At 76.2% G+C, this 18,375-nt stretch carries 19 protein-coding genes and 1 riboswitch; of the genes, 11 read left to right on the forward strand and 8 right to left on the reverse strand.

The window, feature by feature from the left end; all coding sequences use genetic code 11:
* Positions 1-75: 75 nt before the first annotated feature.
* The 3 genes from KPL57_RS70910 to KPL57_RS68130 form a co-directional block, all read right to left on the reverse strand.
* Positions 76-1,896 carry a rhodanese-like domain-containing protein gene (locus tag KPL57_RS70910; RefSeq protein WP_308016765.1) on the reverse strand — a complete coding sequence of 607 codons (1,821 nt, stop codon included), beginning with the start codon at positions 1,894-1,896 and terminating at the stop codon, positions 76-78.
* Positions 1,893-2,657, reverse strand: coding sequence for an alpha/beta hydrolase (locus KPL57_RS52820; protein WP_226357940.1), 765 nt, complete (start codon positions 2,655-2,657; stop codon positions 1,893-1,895). The genes KPL57_RS70910 and KPL57_RS52820 overlap by 4 nt, the downstream gene beginning before the upstream one ends.
* Before the next feature lie 107 nt (positions 2,658-2,764).
* Complete coding sequence (locus KPL57_RS68130; RefSeq protein WP_255655962.1) at positions 2,765-2,896, reverse strand: hypothetical protein; 132 nt, start codon at positions 2,894-2,896, stop codon at positions 2,765-2,767.
* A 96-nt stretch (positions 2,897-2,992) separates the two neighbouring features.
* On the opposite strand from KPL57_RS68130, the gene KPL57_RS52825 reads away from it, so the two are divergent.
* Positions 2,993-3,868: a LysR substrate-binding domain-containing protein gene (locus tag KPL57_RS52825; protein WP_226357941.1), complete on the forward strand. Its 876-nt coding sequence runs from the start codon at positions 2,993-2,995 to the stop codon at positions 3,866-3,868.
* A gap of 11 nt (positions 3,869-3,879) precedes the next feature.
* Here KPL57_RS52825 and KPL57_RS52830 read toward each other — a convergent pair whose 3' ends face one another.
* From KPL57_RS52830 to KPL57_RS52845, 4 genes are all read right to left on the reverse strand, one after another.
* Positions 3,880-4,353, reverse strand: coding sequence for a GNAT family N-acetyltransferase (locus KPL57_RS52830; protein ID WP_226357942.1), 474 nt, complete (start codon positions 4,351-4,353; stop codon positions 3,880-3,882).
* 211 nt (positions 4,354-4,564) lie between these two features.
* Positions 4,565-4,672: riboswitch (SAM riboswitch) on the reverse strand.
* 111 nt (positions 4,673-4,783) lie between these two features.
* Positions 4,784-5,605: an ABC transporter ATP-binding protein gene (locus tag KPL57_RS52835; RefSeq protein ID WP_226357943.1), complete on the reverse strand. Its 822-nt coding sequence runs from the start codon at positions 5,603-5,605 to the stop codon at positions 4,784-4,786.
* Positions 5,586-6,626 (reverse strand): ABC transporter substrate-binding protein, encoded by a 1,041-nt coding sequence (locus tag KPL57_RS52840; RefSeq protein ID WP_226357944.1) that lies wholly within the window; start codon positions 6,624-6,626, stop codon positions 5,586-5,588. Before KPL57_RS52840 ends, KPL57_RS52835 begins: the two co-directional genes overlap by 20 nt.
* The gene (locus KPL57_RS52845; RefSeq protein ID WP_226357945.1) at positions 6,623-7,474 is read right to left on the reverse strand and encodes an ABC transporter permease; all 852 of its coding nucleotides are present in this window, start codon (positions 7,472-7,474) and stop codon (positions 6,623-6,625) included. Before KPL57_RS52845 ends, KPL57_RS52840 begins: the two co-directional genes overlap by 4 nt.
* A 705-nt stretch (positions 7,475-8,179) precedes the next feature.
* On the opposite strand from KPL57_RS52845, the gene KPL57_RS52850 reads away from it, so the two are divergent.
* Positions 8,180-8,665, forward strand: a complete 486-nt coding sequence (locus KPL57_RS52850; protein WP_226357946.1) for an OsmC family protein — start codon at positions 8,180-8,182, stop codon at positions 8,663-8,665.
* A 56-nt stretch (positions 8,666-8,721) separates the two neighbouring features.
* Here the strand turns inward: KPL57_RS52850 and KPL57_RS52855 are convergent, their stop codons facing one another.
* Complete coding sequence (locus KPL57_RS52855; RefSeq protein ID WP_226357947.1) at positions 8,722-9,822, reverse strand: LLM class flavin-dependent oxidoreductase; 1,101 nt, start codon at positions 9,820-9,822, stop codon at positions 8,722-8,724.
* 382 nt (positions 9,823-10,204) lie between these two features.
* Here KPL57_RS52855 and KPL57_RS52860 point away from each other — a divergent pair, with 382 nt between their 5' ends.
* From KPL57_RS52860 to KPL57_RS52895, 9 genes are all read left to right on the forward strand, one after another.
* On the forward strand, positions 10,205-11,302 hold the full coding sequence (locus KPL57_RS52860; protein ID WP_226357948.1) for an LLM class flavin-dependent oxidoreductase: 1,098 nt from the start codon (positions 10,205-10,207) through the stop codon (positions 11,300-11,302).
* A 100-nt stretch (positions 11,303-11,402) separates the two neighbouring features.
* Positions 11,403-11,516 (forward strand): putative leader peptide, encoded by a 114-nt coding sequence (locus KPL57_RS73015; RefSeq protein WP_368858475.1) that lies wholly within the window; start codon positions 11,403-11,405, stop codon positions 11,514-11,516.
* Positions 11,517-11,618: 102 nt separating this feature from the next.
* On the forward strand, positions 11,619-12,482 hold the full coding sequence (locus KPL57_RS52865) for an ABC transporter permease (RefSeq protein WP_374203912.1): 864 nt from the start codon (positions 11,619-11,621) through the stop codon (positions 12,480-12,482).
* The gene (locus KPL57_RS52870; RefSeq protein ID WP_226357949.1) at positions 12,479-13,192 is read left to right on the forward strand and encodes an ABC transporter ATP-binding protein; all 714 of its coding nucleotides are present in this window, start codon (positions 12,479-12,481) and stop codon (positions 13,190-13,192) included. The genes KPL57_RS52865 and KPL57_RS52870 overlap by 4 nt, the downstream gene beginning before the upstream one ends.
* On the forward strand, positions 13,182-14,309 hold the full coding sequence (locus tag KPL57_RS52875) for an ABC transporter substrate-binding protein (protein ID WP_226357950.1): 1,128 nt from the start codon (positions 13,182-13,184) through the stop codon (positions 14,307-14,309). The genes KPL57_RS52870 and KPL57_RS52875 overlap by 11 nt, the downstream gene beginning before the upstream one ends.
* A complete protein-coding gene (locus KPL57_RS52880) occupies positions 14,306-15,409 on the forward strand; it encodes an LLM class flavin-dependent oxidoreductase (RefSeq protein WP_226357951.1) in 1,104 nt (367 codons plus the stop codon). The genes KPL57_RS52875 and KPL57_RS52880 overlap by 4 nt, the downstream gene beginning before the upstream one ends.
* Before the next feature lie 365 nt (positions 15,410-15,774).
* Positions 15,775-16,668: a MetQ/NlpA family ABC transporter substrate-binding protein gene (locus tag KPL57_RS52885; protein ID WP_226357952.1), complete on the forward strand. Its 894-nt coding sequence runs from the start codon at positions 15,775-15,777 to the stop codon at positions 16,666-16,668.
* Positions 16,668-17,711, forward strand: coding sequence for a methionine ABC transporter ATP-binding protein (locus KPL57_RS52890; RefSeq protein WP_226357953.1), 1,044 nt, complete (start codon positions 16,668-16,670; stop codon positions 17,709-17,711). Before KPL57_RS52885 ends, KPL57_RS52890 begins: the two co-directional genes overlap by 1 nt.
* Positions 17,708-18,370, forward strand: a complete 663-nt coding sequence (locus KPL57_RS52895; RefSeq protein WP_226357954.1) for a methionine ABC transporter permease — start codon at positions 17,708-17,710, stop codon at positions 18,368-18,370. The genes KPL57_RS52890 and KPL57_RS52895 overlap by 4 nt, the downstream gene beginning before the upstream one ends.
* The last annotated feature ends 5 nt before the right edge of the window (positions 18,371-18,375 follow it).

The raw sequence follows: 18,375 nt of genomic DNA on the forward strand, positions 1-18,375 counted from the left end.
ATCGGTTCCGATCACGCAGCGCGATCGGTGAGGGCACGGACCCCCGTCCGGGGTCGGCGGGCGTACCGGTACCGGTCACGGCTCGGCCCCGGTGGCGACCGGGCGCGTCGGGTCGTTCGACCACGCCGACCAGGACCCGGGGTAGAGCGCGGCCGGCACCCCCGCGGCGGCGAGCGCGGCGACCTGGTGGGCCGCGGTCACCCCGGACCCGCAGTAGACACCCACCGGCCGGTCGAGGGCGCCGAGGGCGGCGAAGCGGGCACGCAGGGCCGCGGGGTCGCGGAAGCGGCCGTCGGTGTCGAGGTTGTCCGCGGTGGGGGCGTTCACCGCGCCCGGGACGTGCCCGGCACGAGGGTCGACCGGTTCGGTCTCGCCGCGGTAGCGCTCCCCCGCGCGGGCGTCGAGGAGCAGCCCGTCCCGGGCCAGTGCGGCAGCGGAGTCGGCGTCGAGGACCGGCAGCGCGCCGCCGGTGAGCACGACGTCACCCGGCTCGGGGTCGGGCACCTCGCCGGACTCGACGCGCTGCCCGGCTGCGGTCCAGGCGGCCAGGCCGCCGTCGAGCAGCCGGACGTCGTCGTGCCCGGCCCAGCGCAGCAGCCACCACGCGCGCCCGGCGGCGAGACCGCCGGTGGCGTCGTACACGACGACCGGGCGGTCGGCCCGCACGCCCCAGCGCCGGGCCGCGGCCTGCAGGGAGGCGACGTCGGGCAGCGGGTGGCGCCCGTCGCGCGGATCGTCGGAGTGGGCGGCGAGCTCGGTGTCGAGCGGCACGTGGACCGCGCCGGGCAGGTGTCCCGCACGATGGTGCTCGCGCCCGTGCGGGTCGCCGAGCGCCCAGCGGACGTCCAGCAGCACCGGCGGGGTGTCCCCCGCCAGCTCGGCGGCCAGCGAGCGGGCGTCGACCAGCACCGACACCGCGGGCAGGGTCGCTGTCAGGTCGGCGTCGTCGAGGTCGTGCACCCCGGACCCGTCGGCGACGGCGCGGCGCAGCCGGTCCGCGACCGCCGCGTTGCGCGGCGCCGTGGTCCCGTGCAACCCGGCGAGCAGCACGATCTCACCGTTGAGGAAGTCGGTCTCCGGGCTCGCCCCGCGGCGCAGGCTCTGCCAGGTGGACCGCCCGCCACCGGCGGCGACACCGGGGACGGGGTGCACGGCCGGCGAGCCCAGATCCAGGGTGGACTCGACCCGCGGGTCGGCCGGGTCGACCCCGGCCGCCCGGTACACCTCGTGGGCCTCGGCGCGCAGCGCGGCCGCGGCCCGCTCGCGCAGCGGCGACGGCGGGTACAGCGCGTCGAGGGCGTTGCCCAGCACCACCGGGAGCTTGCCCGCCTTCCAGCGGGGCACGTCGTCGACGACCTGGGTGGGGTGGCGGGCCGCGGTCAGGTCGGCGGCGATCTCCCCGGCGCGCGCGTCGCGGCCCGCGGGGAACCGACCGAGCCACACCAGCCCGGCCGCGGGTGCCCCGGGCGACACGACCTCGCCGGGGGTGACGTAGGTGGTCGGCGACCACACGACGGCGCCGTAGACGGTCGCGAAGCGGCGCAGCGCCGCCCGTTCGGTGTCCAGGCCGTTCTGCAGTACGACGACCGGCAGCGCCGCCGCGGCGGTGCGACCGGCCACCGGGCGCGCGGCCCAGGTGGCCAGAGCCGCGTCGGCATCCTGGGCCTTCGTCGCCAGCAGCAGCACGTCCTCGGGGCGCAGCGCCACCTCGTCCTGCGCGGCGGCAGGCACCGCGACCCGCTGCTCCCCCTCCGGACGCAGGTAGCGCAGGCCACCGCGGAGCGCGTCGAGGTGCGCACCGCGGGCGACGAGCACGACCTCCCGCCCGGCGAGGTGCAACTCGGCGGCGAGCGTGGCGCCGACCGCGCCGGCTCCGACGACGACGTAGCGGGTCACCGCGGCACCGCCGGGACCTCGACGCGGGCCAGCCGCGACCCGGCGCGCAGCCGCTCCAGGAACAGCACCGCGGTGGCGGCGGCGGTGCGGTGGGTGGCGTCGTTGAGGGCGTCGTGCGCCCCGCCGGCGACGCCGACCAGCTCCCCGGCCGGGAGGGCCGCGTAGAAGTCGCGGACCGTGGCGAGCGGGCTGACCGCGTCGTCGGCGCCGTGCAGGCCGAGCACCGGCACCCCGATCGCGGAGGGACGGGCCCGCTCGACCCAGCCGACGGGCAGCGGGCCGGTCAGTGTGCCGCGACGGACGGTGTCGTCGGCATCGAGGCGGCCGCGGTGGGTCGGGCAGGACGTGCGCAGTGCGAGCTCCTCGGCCCAGTCCGGTGCGCCGGGCGCGGCGCGCAGGGGGAGCCCGGCCAGCACCAGTCCGTCGATGCCCGCGCCGCCGTCGGCGACCAGCCCGGCCGCGAACAGCGCACCGGTGTCGGAGCCCACCAGCACTCGCGGTGGCGGCCCGGCCTCGCCCGGCTCCTCGGACGGGGTGCGGTCGAGTAGCGAACGGATCTGCCCGGCGGCGCGGGCGGCGTCGACGGTGGGGTCGCTGACGGCCCACACGCGGTAGCCGTCGGCGGCGATCCGCCTGCCGAACCGCTCGTAGACCGTGGCGTGCTCGCCGCGGCCCGGGACGACGACGACGGTGCCGCGCGGGCGGATGCCCTCGGGCTCGGTCCAGGAGGCGAGGACCGGGGTCGTGCCGACTGCAGTCATGGGGAACTCATCTCTTTCTCGGGGGACGCCGGGATGCGCCGCTCGGCGCGGGAACCGGCGGAGGGCGGACGGAGCCGCACGGGTACGGGCCGCGGTGGACCCGTGGTTCAGCGGGCCGGACAGGCCGCGGAGCAGACCGTGCCGTGGTCGACGACCCGGCGACGCGTGAGCCCGGCCGCCCGGCGCGCGACGGCGGCCGGCACGTGCCGGCCGGGGGTCACGGGGCGCGGGCGGGTCATGCCCACCATCAGAGACGGTCGCGGGCGCCCGGTCCAACGACGAAAGCGCATCACAACCGATCGCGATCCGCGATCGTTCTCGGTAGCCTCGGGCCCGTGCCCGCCGTCCTCGACATCACCGCGCTGCGGAGCATCGTCGCCGTCGCCGACCAGGGCGGGTTCCACCGCGCGGCGCAGGCCCTGATGCTGTCGCAGTCCGCGGTCAGCCAGCACGTGCGGCGCCTGGAGAAGGCCGTCGGCCGCCCGCTGGTCCGCAAGGACGGCCGGGTCAGCCGGTTCACCGCGGAGGGCGAGGCGCTGCTCGGCGAGGCCCGCCGGATCCTGGCCGCCCACGACGACGCGCTGCGCCGCCTCGGTGTCGGCGACACCCGTGAGTCGCTGGTGCTGGGCTCCACCGAGCACGCCGCGGACGAGCTGCTGCCCCGTGTCATGGAGCGGCTGCAGGACGTGTTCCCGGGGACCGCGGTGCGTTTCCGGCTGGACCGCTCCAGCCGGCTCAACGACGCCGTGGACCGCGGGACGCTGGACCTCGCGATGTACATCGGCGACGTGGTCGACGGGCCCGGTGTCGCCGCCGGGGCGATCCCGCTGACCTGGTACGCGGCGCCGGGCTGGCGGCGCCCCGCGGACGGCCCCGTCCCACTGGTCGTGATCGACTCGCCGTGCACCATCCGTCGCCGCGCCCTGCAGACGCTGTCGGCCGCCGGGATGGCCGCGACCGTCGTCGGGGAGGCCGCCTACCTGGCCGGCGTGCTCAACGCGGTGCGCGGCGGGCTCGGCGTCGCGCTCGTCGCCGGGCTCGGCGACGCACCCGAGGGGCTCGAGCCGTGCGCGGATCTGCCGGGAGCCCCGTCCGAGCCGCTGCACCTGCGGGCCCGGGCGGGCGCCGACCCCCGCCTGGTCGAGACCGCCGCGGCCGCGCTGGCCGCGGTGCTCTCGCCGGCCGGGGACCATCCGCCCCCGGCCGGCTGAGGACCGGTCGGTCACGCGAACCGGCCGTGCAGGTACTTCTCGAACGGGCGGCGCCGGACCCGGCCCGCGGGCAGCGCGCGGTCGTAGAGCGCCGTGTACCCGGCGGCCAGGCACAGGTCACCGACCTCGGGCCGGCGCGGCCCGGCCGTCAGGTAGACGCGGCGGTAGCCGCGGGCGGCGACGGCGTCCTCCAGCTCGACCAGCACCCGGCGGCCCAGGCCGCGGCGCCGGTGCGACGCGGCGGTCCAGATCCGGGTCAGCTCGGCGGTGTCGGAGTCCCGCCGGCGGAACGTGCCCCCGGCGACGGGGTCGCCGCCGTCGAGCAGCAGCACCACCGGCCCCGACGGGGCGGCGGGGGCCGCGCCGTCGCCGTCGGGGCGGGTGCCGGGCCCGGTGGGCAGCGGGCGGACGAGCGGGTCGGTGTGCTCGACCCACCGGACCTCCAGTGCGGAGGCGGTGGGCGGGACGAGATGCGGTGCGGTCACGGTCGGGACCTCTCGGGTGCGGGCGCTGCCCTCGGGCAGGCGGGGACCGGCCGTCCACGTCGGGGGGGGCGGTCCGGTGCGGGGCACGGGTGGAGAGGTCAGCGACAGAACGCGGCGCCGGTGCGGCACAGGTCGACGTGGCGGCGCCGGACCCAGCGCAGCCGGATCCGGGCCCGCTGCCCGGAGTCGGGCCGGGGCGTCGCGTGGCGGTGGGCCATCGGGGTCTCCCATCGGACCCGGCGGTAGCACCCTGCCCCGGTGACGGGGCGGGTTGCTGCGGCGTCGACGAGCCGGGACTCTCGACCGCTCTGGATGGACTGCGACAACTGGAACCGATGTACCGATCGGGTGTCAACCCCCACGGGCCGGGACGGGCCGTCCGCTCGTGGGGAGCGCGGGCGGACGGCCCGTCGACGACGTGCGGCCGGGATCAGGCGGCGGCCTCCTTCACCGCGGCCCCGACCCGGGCCCGCAGCTCGGCGAACTCCGGGGAGCCGCGCAGCGCCTCGGCGTCCACACCGGACCGCGGCAGGTCGATCCGCAGGTCCAGCGCGATCCGGCCGGGGCGGGCGGTGAGCACCACGACGCGGGAGCCGAGGAACACCGCCTCGTCGGCGGAGTGGGTGACGAACACGCTCGTCCGGCCGGTCTCGTGGCTGACCCGGCGCACGTCGTCCTGCAGGCGTTCGCGGGTGAGCGCGTCGAGCGCGCCGAACGGCTCGTCGAGCAGCAGCAGGTCCCGGTCGGCGGCGAGCGCCCGAGCGATGGCGACCCGCTGCTGCTGGCCGCCGGAGATCTCCCAGATCCGCCGGTCCGCGACGCCGGTGAGCCCGACCCGCTCCAGCAGCCCGTCGCGGGCGACGGCCCGGTCGGACGGCGCGACGCCGGCGTACTTCAGCGCGAGGTCGACGTTGCCGCCGACGGTGCGCCACGGGAACAGCCGCGGCTGCTGGAACACCACGCCCGCGCCGACGCCCGGCTCGGGCGCCCGCCCGGCGACGGCGAGGGTGCCGTCGGTGGGCCGCTCGAACCCGGCGACCAGCCGCAGCAGCGTCGACTTGCCACAGCCCGACGCCCCGACCAGCACCAGGAACTCGCCGGGCCGCACGGTCAGGTCGAGCGGGCCGAGTGCCTGCACCCGTTCCCGGCGGCCCGGGTAGGAGTGGCCGAGCCCGGCCGCCGCGATCGCGGGTGTCCCGGCGCCGGTCCGCGCACCGGTGTCGGTGTCGGTGTCAGCCTGCGGCGAGGACATTCGGGAGCCCCTTCGTGTAGATCGCCTTCTGGAAGGTCGCGAGGTCCGGCGCGGCGGGGATCTGCTTCTGCCCGGCGAGGAACTGCGCGGCGCTCTGCAGGTTCTGGGCGAGGTTGCCCGGGGCGCCGTCGGTGCCCAGCCACTCGGCAGAGGTCAGCTGCTGCGGGGACAGGAACACGCCCTGCTTCAGCTGGGCCGCGGCCTCCTCGGGGGTGGCGCCGATCTCGGCGGCGACGGCCTGCGCCGCGGCCCGCGGGTCGGTGCGCACGGTCTCCAGGGCGCGGGCCTCCACCTTGCGCCAGGCATCGACGACCTCGGGGTGCTGCTGCGCGAACGGCGTCGACACCACGCCCAGGTCGAGGGTCGGCTTGCCCGCGGTGGCCAGCTCGCGGCTGGTCACCAGCGTCCGACCGGTCTTGCGCAGCTCGTCGAGGGTCGGCAGCCAGGTGTAGACGGCGTCGACGTCGCCCCGCTCCCACGCGGCCAGCGCGGCCTGCGGCTGCAGGTCGACCAGCTGCACGTCGGCGGGCGCGAGGCCGGCCCGCTCCAGGGCGGCGAGCAGGCTGTAGTGCGAGGTCGAGGCGAACGCGGTGGCGATCCGCTTGCCGCGCAGCCCGGCCACGTCGGTCACGCCGGTGGCGTTGCGGGCGACGAGCGCCTCGTTGTCGCCGGCGACGTCGAGCACGAACGCGACCTGGTAGGGGATGTTCAGCGGGGCGGACAGGCCGCGGGCGACCGGGCTCGACCCGATCGCGCCGAAGTCGAGCTCACCGGCGACGAACGCGGTGTTGATGTCGGCGCCGGAGTCGAACTTCGTCCACTGCACGTTCCAGTCCGGCAGCGCGTCCTCCAGCCACCGGTTGTGCTTGGCGACCAGGTCACCGCTGGGGAAGCTCTGGTAGGCGATCCGGATCGTCGGCTTGCCGGAGTCCTGCCCGGCGGGACCGACGGCGCAGCCCGCGAGGACGGTCAGTGCCAGCAGGCCCACGAACAGCGAGGTCAGTCGGGTGCGGATGGTCATGCTCGTCCCCTCCACGGAACGGTGCGGCGCTCGACGGCGCGCAGCAGCGCGTCGATCACCAGGCCGGAGATGCCGATCGCGAAGATGCCCACGAGCACGACCGGGGTGTTGTTGTAGTTGCTGGCGTCCTTGACCATCCCGCCGATGCCGGGGATGCCGTTGAACAGCTCGGCCGCGACGACCGAGGAGTAGGCGATGCCGACGGCCAGCCGGATGCCGGTGAAGGTCTCCGGCAGCGCCGAGGGGACGATCACGTCCCGCACGACCTGGCCGCGGGTGGCGCCGAGCGCGCGGGCGGCCTCGACCAGCCCCAGCGGGGCGGCGGCGACCGCGGCGGTGGTGGCGACGGCGGCGGGCGGGAACGCGGCGAGCGCCAGCAGGGTGACCTTCGGGGCCTCGTCGATGCCCAACCAGATCACCAGCAGGAAGAAGTACGCCAGCGGCGGCAGCGCACGCAGGAACGTCAGCCACGGCTCGAGCACCCGGCGGACCCAGCCGACCGTGCCCATGAGCAGGCCGACCAGCACACCGGCGACCACACCGAGGACGACACCGGCCAGCACCCGGCGCAGGGTCATGTACAGGTGCTCCCACAGCAGGTAACCGCCGTAGCCGCGGGTGCCGTCGTGGGTGGTCGAGACCTCCACGAACGCGCGCCACACCGTCGAGGGGTACGGCACGAAGGTCTCGTTCCAGACCCCGCTCGCCGCGGCGACCTGCCAGACGGCGAGGAACACCAGCACCGACAGGAGTGGCAGAGCCGCCGTGCGGGGGTCGAACCGCAGGCGGCGTGAGGACGGGGGTGCGGCGCGGGCCGCCCCGGACGGGGTGTCGGTGGACGCGGACACGGTGGACCTCTCGGCGGGCACGGGGCGCGGACCGGCACCGGGGTGGTCGGGCCGGTGCGTCCGCGCGCGGACGGCGTGCCGGGCGGGCCGCGGGTGCGGCCGTCGGGCACGGGTGCGCGGACGAGGGCTCCGTCGTCGGAGGGCTCGCCGGTCACGAGTCGGATGCGGGTCGCCCCCGCCCGGGGCCCACGGGAGCGGGGGCCGGGCGTCCGGCACGGCCGGGCGGGGCGGGCACGGTCAGCGGCGGCCGACCGTGCACAGGGGACACCGGCCGGACGTCGTCCGCCCCGTCGCCCCCTGCTGCACGATGCAAGAGGTACCGGACGGACGGTGCCCGGACAAGGACGCACCCGCTGTCACGAACACCACCCACCGGCTCCGTAACACCGGGCGCCCGGACGCGCCCTCCCGACCGGTGGGACGGGGCCGCCGCTGTCCGGACCGTGGCCGGCGTGGGCCCACCAGCTGGACGGCGAGGCGGGCGTTCCTTGCCGCCACCGGCACCGGTCGGACACGATCGATCCCGTGACCGGAACCGCGCGCCTCGTCGCGCGCCTGCACGTGGACCTGGGGCGTACCCGGTCCGCGCTCTGTCGCTGACCCGTTCACCCCCTCGACCCGCGCCCCACCGTGCCCCGTCCCGCGGCGGTGCCGGTCGGCTGCGCGCCCGTTCCCACCGCACCGAACTCGTCCGGGAGGACACCCATGACCGCAGTCCGTCCGAAGCAGACCGTCGTTCCGTTCGTCGTGCACTCCGAGGGCACCGGGGTCTTCCAGACCCTGCGCCCCGAGGGCGACGCCGGGCACGTCTTCACCGCCGACGCCTACCCGGCCTTCGGCGGCGCCGACTCCGCGCCCAGCCCGCTGTTCTTCGCGCTCGGCGCCCTGACTTCGTGCAACCAGGTGACGGCGAGCCTGGTCGCGAAGGACCTGGGCGTCCGGCTGGGCCACTGGACGTTCGAGGTGCGCGGTGACCTCGACACCGCCGTGCTCGTCGGCGGCGCCGAGGGCAACGCGAACTTCGACCGGGTGCAGGTGCGGGCCACCGTCGAGACCGACGCGACGGCCGAGCAGTTCGAGCGGCTCGTCTCGGAGACCGCGCGGCGCTGCCCGGTCACCCAGCTGTTCGAGCGCAGCGGGCTGGAGTTCGTCAACGACTGGACCCCGGCCGCGCTGCCCGACGCCGGCTGAACCGGCGCGGCCCCGGCCCGGCCCCGGCCCGTACGACACCCGGGGCCGGGGCGGGGTCAGGCCGCGACGACGAACCCGGCCGCGCGGCCGGCGTCGGCGGGGCCCCACAGCGTAGTCGACACCTCGCGGCGCACCCGTGGCACCACCTCGGTCGCGAACCGGGTCAGCACCTCGTGCTGGCGCGCGTAGGGCAGCACCGGGTTGACCGACACCGACTGGACGTCGTGGCCGTAGGCGGCGTGGTAGTCCAGGATCTTCGCCGCGACCCGCTCCGGGCTCCCGACCAGCGCCGGGCCGTGCGCCACCGCCTCCTCGACGGTCGCGAACGAGGTGGCCTTGCCGGGGCGGTCGTCGCCGGCGTGCGCGGCGCGCATCTTCGCCGCGAACCCCTCGTAGACCGGGCGGTACTCGGCGATCGCCTCGGCGTCGGTGTCGGCGAGGAACAGCCCGCCCGAGCCGGAGCCGACGTAGCCCGACGCCGGGTCGTGGCCGTGCTCGGCGAGCTTCTCGCGGTAACGGTCGATGAGGACCTTGTAGTTCTCCCGGGGCTGCAGCGCGTTCGCGGAGAAGATCGGGTCGCCCCAGCGGGCGGCGAGGTCGACGGCGGTGGTCGAGGTCGCCGAGCCGTGCCAGATCCGGAACGGGCCCGCGAACGGCCGCGGGAACGTCGTCACCCCGGCCAGGTCGGCGTGGTGGGTGCCCGACCAGTCCACCCCCTCCTCACGCAGCAGGCGGCGCAGCAGCTCGTAGTTCTCGGCGAGGTACTCGTACTGGCGACCCAGCTCGAGCCCGAACATCGGGAAGTGCCGGTCCTCGTTGCCCTTGCCGATCACGATCTCCAGCCGGCCGCCGGAGAGCTGGTCGACCGTCGCGTAGTCCTCGGCGACGCGGACCGGGTCGAGCAGCGACAGCACCGTCACCCCGGTCGAGAGCAGGATCCGGGAGGTGGCCTGGGCGATCGCGCCGAGCAGCACGGTGGGCGACGACGAGACGAACTCGCCGGCGTGCCGCTCGCCGACGGCATAGGAGTCGAACCCCAGCCGCTCGGCGAGCACCGCGGTGTCCACCACCCGGCGCAGCCGCTCGTGGGTGTCGACGATCTCGCCGGTCACCGGGTGCGGGGCGTGCGGAACGATGTCGAGAACCTGGAACCTCATGGGAAGCACCGCCTCACGCGCGGGTGCACCGCACGCGTCGTCGCCGGAGGTGCCGGGTGGGGCCGGGCGCCGGCGGAGCGCGGGTGCGCCGGGGGCGTCGCGGCCGGACCGGGCCGCCGCGCGGGCCCGGTGACGGGCGGCGCGGCGGGGCGGCCGGCACGGGGACCGACGGTAGCAAGCCGTGCCGGGGTTGCGCCCCCGTCGTGGGCGGGGCGACGATCGGGGGGCGACCGGCGTCGCCCGGGCCGGACCTGCCCGCGGCGCACCGCCCGAGCCCGCACCCCGCTCCGCCCCGCGTCCCGCGCCGGGCCCGCCGGGGACGGACACCGTCGCCCGGCCCGGTCGTCGCCACCGCCCCGGGCACGTCCGGAGGTGTGCCGCCGTGCCCGTTCCCCTGTCCGTCCTCGACCTCTCCCCGGTACCGGCCGGCTCGACCGTCACCGACGCCCTGCGCGACACCCTCGACCTGGCCCGCTCCGCCGAACGGGCCGGCTACGCCCGGTTCTGGCTCGCCGAGCACCACCTCAACCCGGGCGTCGCGGGGGCCTCGCCCGCCGTGCTGATGGGCGCCGTCGCCGCCGCGACCTCGACGATCCGGGTCGGCTCCGGAGCCGTGCAGACCGGGCACCGGACCCCGCTGTCGGTGGTGGAGGACTTCGGGACCCTCGACGGTCTGCACCCGGGCCGGATCGACCTCGGCCTGGGCCGCTCCGGCGGGTCCCGGCTCCCGTCCCGCGAACCGGACGGGCGCGGCGACCGGGTCGTCGACGGTGTGCTGATCCCCGCCCCGGTGTCGCTCGCCGCGATCGCGTCCTCCCCCCGGTTCCGCGCCCAGGCGGCGGCGCTGCGCCAGCCCGGGGCCCAGGTGCCCCCGTACGAGGAGTTCCTCGACGCTGTCGACGGGCTGCTCACCGGCACCTGGACACCGGGCGGGGTGGAAGTCCGCGCCGTCCCCGGCGAAGGTGCCGCCCTGCAGACCTGGGTGCTCGGGTCCAGCGGCGGGGAGAGTGCCGTCCTCGCCGGGCGCCGCGGGCTGCCGTTCGCGGCGAACTACCACGTCAGCCCCGCGACCGTGCTCGACGCCGTGGCCGCCTACCGGCACGCGTTCCGGCCGTCGGAGCGGCTGGACCGCCCGCACGTGATGGTGTCGGCCGACGTCGTCGTGGGCCCCGACGACGCGCACGCCGCCAGGATCGCGGCGGGCTTCGGCCCGTGGGTGCACAGCATCCGCACCGGGGCGGGCGCCATCCCCTACCCCCGCCCCGAGGACGCCGACGGGTTCCCCGCCGACCCGGACCTGGTGACCGACCGGATCGCGACACGCCTGGTCGGCGGCCCGGCCACGGTCGCCGACGGCCTGGAGCGGCTGCGCGCCGTCACCGGGGCCGACGAGCTGCTGCTGACCACCATCACCCACCGGCACGCCGACCGGGTCGCGTCCCAGGAACTGCTGGCCGACGAATGGGCCCGCCGCGGCTGAGCTCCCACCCCGCGGGAGCCGGTCCGCACACCCCTGGTCACCCGTCCCGCAGGACGGACGTCGTTTGGTCACGGTACGGACGCCGTGGTCACCTGGACGCATGAGCACCGGTCGGCGCACCCCGTCACGCACGGTCGCCGTCGGTCCGGGCCGCGACCTCACCCGCCGCCGCCACGTGGATCTGCTCCGCCTCGCCGGCTGCACCTGTCGCTGACCGCGGCCGCCGCGCCGCCCCCGCCCGTGCCGCGGGCCGCCCGACCGGGGCCGCCGCGGCGTGCGCCCACCCCTGTCACGACCACGAGTCCCGGGAGCCCCCGTGTCCACGACTTGGACCTCCGCACCGGCCGACGCCGTCACGCCACCCGCCACCCCGTCACCACCCGGGCCCGCGGGCACCGCCCGCAGGCTCCGTCGCCGACCGGACCTGCGCCGCTGGATCTCCCCCGTCGCCCTGATCCTGCTGTGGCAGCTCGCGTCGTCGACCGGGCTGCTCGCCGAGGACGAGCTCGCCTCCCCGCTGCGGGTGGTGACCGCCGCCGTCGACCTCACCCGCAGCGGGGAGCTGCCCGAGGGGCTGTTGGTCTCGCTCGCCCGGGTCGCGACCGGACTGGTACTCGGCCTGGTCGTCGGGGTCGGTCTCGGCGTGGTCTCGGGGCTCTCGAACTGGGGCGGGCTGCTCGTGGACCCGCCGGTGCAGATGCTGCGCACGCTGCCGCACCTCGGCCTGGTGCCGCTGTTCATCCTGTGGTTCGGCATCGGGGAGCTGCCGAAGGTGCTGCTCGTCGCGCTCGGGGTGCTGTTCCCGATGTACCTCAACGTGCACGCCGGGGTCCGGGGCGTCGACCCGAAGCTGATCGAGGCGACCGCGGTGTCGGGGTTCACCCGGGCCGAACGACTGCGCCACGTCGTGCTGCCCGGCGCGATGCCGTCCACCCTCACCGGCCTGCGGCTGGCGCTGGGGATCGCCTGGCTGTCGATCATCGTCGCGGAGACGACCTCGGCCGACGCCGGCCTCGGCTACATGATCATGAATGCCCGGGAGTTCCTCCGTACCGACGTCATCGTCGTCGGGCTGGCGGTGTACGCGCTGCTCGGACTCGGCACCGACGCCCTGGTGCGCCGGCTGGAACGCCGCGTCCTGGCCTGGCGCCCGGCCGGCCCGGCGGGGGCCGACCGGTGAGCGCCCGCGTGCACGACCTGGTCCGCGAGTTCGACGGCCGCCGGGTCCTCGACCGGCTCGACCTCACCATCGGCGACGGCGAGTTCGTCGCCCTGCTCGGCCGCTCCGGGTCCGGCAAGTCGACGCTGCTGCGGCTGCTCGCCGGGCTCGACGACGCCTCCGACACCGGGGTCTCGGGCACGGTCGAGGTCCCCGGCTCGGTCGCGGTCGCGTTCCAGGAGCCGCGGCTGCTGCCCTGGCGCACGGTCCGCGACAACGTCGCGCTCGGCCTGCACCGCGATCTGGGCGGCGACACCCCCGCCGGGGTCGCCGACGCCGCGCTCGCCGAGGTCGGGCTGAGCGCCCGCTCCGACGCGTGGCCGCTGACCCTGTCCGGCGGCGAGGCCCAGCGGGCGTCGCTGGCCCGGGCCCTGGTCCGCGAGCCCGACCTGCTGCTGCTCGACGAGCCGTTCGGCGCGCTGGACGCGCTGACCCGCATCACCATGCACCGGCTCGTCCTCGACCTGTGGCGCCGGCACCGCCCCGGCGTGCTGCTCGTGACCCACGACGTCGACGAGGCGCTGCTGCTCGCCGACCGGGTGCTGGTGCTGGCCGACGGTCGGATCGGCGACGAGCACCGCCCCGGCGAGCGTCCCCGCGACCCGGAGCGGCTCGCGGCGCTGCGCCGCACCGTGCTCGACGAACTGGGGGTGGCATCGGATGCGGCGTGAGCGTCGCCGGCGCACCCCGCCCGCGGTCCCCGCGCCCTCCGCGGCGGGTGCGGCGCCCCCCTCCGGGGTGCGGCGCCGGGCCGCCGCGCTGGTCGTCGCGGTCGCGGCGCTGGTGCTCGCCGGTTGCTCGTCGGTGCCGGTGTCGCGGCCGCCGGTCCAGCCGCCGGTCGACCCGGCCGCGCTGGCCGGGGTGACCCTCGTCGTCGGGGACCAGAAGGGCGGGTCCCGGTCGCTGCTGCGCGCCGCCGAGCTCCTCGACGACGTGCCCTACCGCATCGAGTGGCGCACCTTCACCGCCGGTCCCCCGCTGATCGAGGCGGCCCGGGCCGGGGCGATCGACGTCGGCGGCACGGGCAACACCCCGGCGATCTTCGCGGCCGCCGCTCGGGCCCGGGTGCAGGTCGTGTCGGCCAACCGCGGCAACGTCACCAGCGACGCGATCCTGGTGCGCCGCGACTCCCCCGTCCGCACGGTCGCCGACCTGCGCGGGCTGCGCATCGCCGTCGGCAAGGGAACCTCGGCGCACGGGCAGCTGCTGTCCACGCTGCGCGCCGCCGGGATGTCCCTCGACGACGTCGACCTCACCTTCCTCGCCCCGGCCGATGCCTACGGCGCGTTCCGCCAGGGCGACGTCGATGCCTGGGCCGTCTGGGACCCCTACACCTCCCAGGCCGAGCTCGACGGCGGCGCCCGGATCGTCGCCGACGGCACCGGCACCGCGAACGGCTACGGCTTCCAGGTCGCGTCCAACGCCACCCTGGCCGACCCGGCGCGCAGCGCTGCGCTGGCCGACTTCCTGGCCCGGCTCGCGGCCGCGCAGGTCTACTCCGACATCCACCGCGAACAGCGCGCCCGGGTCTGGAGCGAGGAGACGACCATCCCGCTGCCGATCACCCGACGCGCCGTCGCGCGCGGCCCGGACCTGCCGATCCCGCTCGACGACACCGTCGTCGCCTCCCAGCAGACGCTCGCCGACGCGTTCTCCGAGGCCGGGGTCGTCCCGGGCCGGGCCGACATCGGCGCGTCCGTCGACCGCCGCTACGAGGCGACCACCCTGGCAGCCGCCCGGGACGGCATCCCGGGCACCCCCACCGACCGACGGACGGGAGCACGATGAGCATCGTCCCGCACTGGTTCCTGCCCACCTCCGGCGACGGCCGCACCATCGTCGCCCGCCGGCACGCCGACCGCGGCGAGGCCGGGACGACGGCCCGCGAGGCGGACATCGGCTACCTCGCCCAGATCGCTCGGGCCGCCGAGGCCCAGGGCTTCCACGGCGTCCTCACCCCGACCGGCACGTTCTGCGAGGACGCCTGGCTGACCACGGCCGCGCTGCTGCGCGAGACCCGCACGCTGCGCTACCTCGTCGCGTTCCGGCCGGGCGTGCTCTCCCCGACCCTCGCCGCCCAGATGGCCGCGACCTACCAGCGCGTCTCCGGCGGCCGGCTGATGCTCAACATCGTCACCGGCGGCGACGCCGTCGAGCAGCGCCGCTTCGGCGACCACGCCTCCCACGACGAACGCTACGCCCGCACCGACGAGTTCCTCACCGTGCTGCGCGGCGCCTGGGGCCCCGAACCGTTCGACTTCACCGGCGCCCACTACGACGTCGACGGCGCCACCACCCTCGCCCCGCCTGACCCGCTGCCGCCGGTCTACTTCGGGGGCTCCTCCGACGCCGCGCTACCGGTCGCCGCCCGGCACGCCGACGTCTACCTGACCTGGGGCGAGCCCCCCGCGGCCGTCGCCGAGAAGATCGGGCGGGTCCACAAGCTCGCCGACGATCTCGGCCGCACCCCACGCTTCGGCATCCGGCTGCACGTGATCACCCGCGACACCGCCGACGAGGCGTGGGCCGAGGCCGCCCGGCTGCTCGACGCGCTCGACCCGGCCGAGATCGAGCGGGCCCAGGCGACGCTGCGGTCCAGCCAGTCGGTCGGGCAGCAGCGGATGCTCGCGCTGCACGGGGGCTCAGCCGACGCGCTGACGATCGCGCCGAACCTGTGGGCCGGGGTGGGTCTGGTCCGCGGCGGCGCGGGGACCGCGCTGGTCGGGTCGCACACCGAGGTGGCCGACCGGATCGCCGAGTACCACGAGCTGGGGATCGACGAGTTCGTCCTGTCGGGCTACCCGCACCTGGAGGAGGCCTACCGGGTCGGCGAGGGCGTGCTCCCCGAGCTGCGCCGCCGCGGCCTGCTGGCCGAGCCACCGCGCTGACCTGCCGTACCGGTCCCGTGGCGCCCGGTCCGCCGGCGTCGGGCGCGGCACGCCCCGTCGGTTATTCCTGTTCGTGAGCTTCGTCGCGGATGATCCGTCCGGACGGTTCGTCCCCGGTAGGTTCGTCGGTCGTGCCGACCGCCCCGTCGCGGCCGGTCGCACCCACCCGGTGCGGCCCGGTCCGGCGGCCCGGTCTCCCGCGGCCACGTCCCCGGAGCCCCCGCTCCCGCCCGGCGTCGCCGACGGCGCCGTCCCGCGGCGTCGCCCCGGGGCGCCGTACCCGGTGCCCGGCACGCCCCCGACGCACCGCCGCGCCGGCACCCGGACGCGACCCGTCCCGGGGGTCGGAGCCGAGAGGAACCCCGATGCGCCTGACCCGCGCACTGTCCCTGCTGGTCCCCGCCCTCGCGCTCGCCGTGCTCGCGTCCGGCTGCGCCGCGCCCGGCGAGTCGTCCGGCGGCGGTGAGGGCGGGTCCCGCACCGTCCGCATCGGCGTCTCCGACGGCGCCGAGCCCTACTGGAACGTCTTCCGGGACAAGGCCGCCGCCGAGGGCATCACGGTCGAGCTGGTCAACTTCACCGACTACAACCAGCCCAACCCCGCGCTCGCCCAGGGCCAGCTGGACCTCAACCAGTTCCAGCACCTGCAGTACCTGGCCAACTACAACGTGCAGAACGACGACACGCTGGTCCCGATCGGCGCGACCGCGGTCTACCCGCTGCCGCTGTACTCCACGAAGCACGCCGACCTCGCCCAGATCCCGCAGGGTGGGCAGGTCGTCATCCCGAACGACGCCGTGAACCAGGCCCGCGCGCTGAACGTCCTGCAGTCCGCCGGGCTGCTGCGGCTCACCGACGGCGGAACGACGACCTCCACCCCGGCCGACATCGACGCGGCCGCGTCGAAGGTCCGGGTCACCCCGGTCGACGCGGCGCAGACAGCGGCGAACCTGACGAGCGCCGACGCCGCGATCGTCAACAACAACTACGCGCAGTCGGCGAACCTGACCCAGGACCAGGTCGTCTACTCCGAGGACCCGGACTCGGAGAAGGCCAAGCCCTACATCAACCTGTTCGTCGCCCGGGCCGAGGACAGGGACGACCCGGCCTACGCGACGCTCGTCCGGATCTACCACGACCAGCAGGTCCTCGACGCCGCCCGCCGGGACCTCGGCGACGGCGGCGTGTTCCGGGACAACTCCCCGGCCGACCTGCAGCAGACCCTGGCCGGCATCGAGCAGCAGCTGCGGTCCCGCTGATGGCGGCGCCGGTGATCTCGTTCTCGGGCGCGACCCGCACCTTCGCCGCCCGGCGGGGCCCGGGCGTCACCGCCGTCGACGACGTCGACCTCGACATCGCCGAGGGCGGGATCACCGGGGTCATCGGCTGGTCCGGCGCGGGCAAGTCGACGCTCGTCCGGATGATCAACGCCCTGGAGCTGCCGACCGCGGGCACCGTGACGGTGCGCGGGCGGGTCACCTCGGAGCTGTCCGAGCGCGGCCTGGCCGAGCTGCGCGGCGAGGTCGGCATGATCTTCCAGCAGTTCGCGCTGATGAACTCCCGCACCGTCGCCGGCAACGTCGGCTACCCGCTCGCCGTCGCGGGCCGCTCCCGCGAGCAGCGCCGGGCCCGGGTCGCGGAGCTGCTGGAGTTCGTCGGCCTCTCCGAGCTCGCCGGCCGCTACCCGGCCCGGCTGTCGGGCGGGCAGAAGCAGCGGGTCGGGATCGCCCGGGCGCTCGCGACGTCGCCGTCGATCCTGCTCGCCGACGAGGCGACCAGCGCGCTGGACCCGGAGACGACCAGGGAGGTGCTCGCCCTGCTGCGCCGGGTCAACCGCGAGCTGGGCACCACCGTCGTCGTGATCACCCACGAGATGGAGGTCGTCGCCGAGATCTGCGACCGGGTCGTGGTCATGGAACGGGGGAAGGTGATCGAGGACGGCGACGTGTACGACGTGTTCGCCGCCCCGTCGCACCCGGCGACCCGGCGGTTCGTGCACGGCGTGCTGCAGGACGTCCCGTCCGAGGAGACCCTCGACCGGCTGCGGGCGCGCCACCCCGGCCGGCTGGTGACCGTCGCGGTCGGCGGGCCCGGCTCCGGGGCCGCCGACGCCCAGGACGCGATCGCCCGGGTACCCGCCGCCCACGGGGTCCGCGCCACGGTGGTGCACGGCGGCATCCGGGAGCTCTCCGAGCGCCCGGTCGGCAGCCTGACCCTGGAACTGACCGGTGCCGACGCGGCCGTGCAGGCCTGCGTCGACGAGCTGTCCCGGGCGACCCGGGTGACGGAGCGGACCGCATGACGAACGACTGGGCGACCCTGCAGCCGGTGCTGTGGCTGTCGGTGCTCCAGACCGCCTACATGGTGTTCTGGACGATGCTGCTGGCGGGCGCGCTCGGGCTGCTGCTCGGCCTCGCGCTGCACACCACCCGACCCGGCGGCCTGTACGCGCACCGCGTCGTGTTCGGCGTGCTGAACGTGCTGGTCAACATCGTGCGGCCGATCCCGTTCATCATCTTCATCACCGCGGTCGGCCCGCTGACGCTGATCGTGATGGGCACGACCATCGGCACCCGGTCGGTGCTGTTCCCGATGGTCGCGATGGCGACGTTCTTCATCGGGCGCATCGTCGAGCAGAACCTGGTGTCGGTGGACCCGGCCGTCGTCGAGGCGGCCAGGGCGATGGGCGCGAGCCGGTTCCGGATCGTGTGGAGCGTGCTGGTGCCCGAGGCGCTGGCGCCGCTGGTGCTCGGCTACACCTTCGTCTTCGTCGCGGTGGTCGACATGTCGGCGATGGCCGGCTACGTCGGCGGCGGCGGCCTGGGCGACTTCGCGATCTCCTACGGCTACCAGCAGTTCGACTGGCCGGTGACGCTGCTGACCGTCGCGATCATCGTGGTCGTCGTGCAGTGCGCGCAGCTGCTCGGGAACACCCTGGCCCGGAGGGTGTTGCACCGGTAGGAGCC

It is taken from the genome of Pseudonocardia sp. ICBG601 (assembly GCF_020496245.1).